This window comes from Caballeronia terrestris, assembly GCF_001544515.1.
Classification (GTDB): Bacteria; Pseudomonadota; Gammaproteobacteria; order Burkholderiales; family Burkholderiaceae; genus Caballeronia; species Caballeronia terrestris.
In genome coordinates, this window is sequence record NZ_FCOL02000445.1 from 1 (window position 1) to 1,223 (window position 1,223).

A 1,223-nucleotide genomic window follows, 5' to 3' on the forward strand; every position below is an offset into this window, starting at 1 on the left:
CATCTGAACACCGAGACGGATCGCCAATTGCAGGATGCCCCGCCGCGCAGTTACTACGCACACGCGGCACAACGGCTAGCCGATCTGGTCGACGAGATTCGCACCAAATATCCGCTCGATACGATCACGCTGATGTCGCACAGTCAGGGAACCATGATCGCGATGGCGGCGACCACGCTCTGCAAGAAGCGCGCGCCCGATGCGCTGTTCGTAATGAACTCGCCCTACGCGACCAACGACAAAATGACCGACGCCGCGGCGTGCGGCGGCGAGCGTCCCACCGTACAGGCGCGCGTCAACACCTTTCGCAACGTTGCGAACCGCATCAAGCAGGACAAGCGCGTGTTCACTGAATCGCTGTTGCAACAACTGCAATGCGGCGCGTCAGAGGACATGAATTTCTGGCGCCGGACTTGAAGATGCATTGGGGCTTGCCCGAGCGCGACAACCACGGCCGAGTGTACGTGTACTTCAGTCCGCACGACCGCGTGATGGGCGCGACGCCGCTGCAAAGCATCGGCTGGCAGGGTCTGGACGACACGCTGCTGGCCGAACTCGGCGATACCGTCAAGCAGCGCATGCTCGCGCGTGGCACGCCATGCGGAGACGAACCGGGCGTACAGAGATTCGGCACGTTGCCGCCTATCGAGAACCCGCCGCCGGGGGTCAAACCGACCGCTTTCTGGGACGGCAATCGCGGCGTGCTGGGCGGCGCCTTTGGTGCGACGAAAATCTGGGCGACGCCTAACGTGAACCAGACGGTCACGATCAACGCCGAGAAGGTTCCTGAACCGCTGACGGCCGAGGAAATGAAGGGCTTTGACAAGCCGAGAAATTCAACCCTGCAATGGGGCGGCATCGACCCCGAGGATGGCGAACCGGTGGACGCGAATTTCCGTTACATGGCGTCGATCTACCAACCATAAGACTTCAAGGATCGCGAAGACATATACGCGCCCAACGGCAGGTCGCGAACGCGTGAGACGCAGGACGAGATGCTGGAGCGCATCTTCACCTACGCGCCTGAGCCGACCGATCACAGCAGCGTGCCGGGTAACCTGGAATTTATGAAACGCGTCGTGGCCTTCGATCTTCCGATCGGCTTTTGTGAGGCTCACGACGACCGTGAATTCTGGATCAGGCTGCGCAAGAAAGCGGACTGGACTTCCGGCTACGACTCGTATTTCAACACCGGCGCGTTAGGTGATTATGCGATGCCTGAT

3 protein-coding genes are annotated in these 1,223 nt (G+C 60.7%); all 3 read left to right on the forward strand.

The window, feature by feature from the left end; translation table 11 throughout:
- On the forward strand, nucleotides 1–417 hold a 417-nt coding region (locus tag AWB67_RS42815; protein WP_235025608.1), incomplete at its 5' end, for a T6SS effector phospholipase Tle3 domain-containing protein.
- 14 nt (nucleotides 418–431) lie between these two features.
- Nucleotides 432–926, forward strand: a complete 495-nt coding sequence (locus AWB67_RS42820; RefSeq protein ID WP_235025609.1) for a T6SS effector phospholipase Tle3 domain-containing protein — start codon at nucleotides 432–434, stop codon at nucleotides 924–926.
- Nucleotides 927–995: 69 nt separating this feature from the next.
- Nucleotides 996–1,223 (forward strand): effector protein Tle3 domain-containing protein (locus tag AWB67_RS42825; RefSeq protein ID WP_235025610.1); only part of this gene is annotated, 228 nt, incomplete at its 3' end.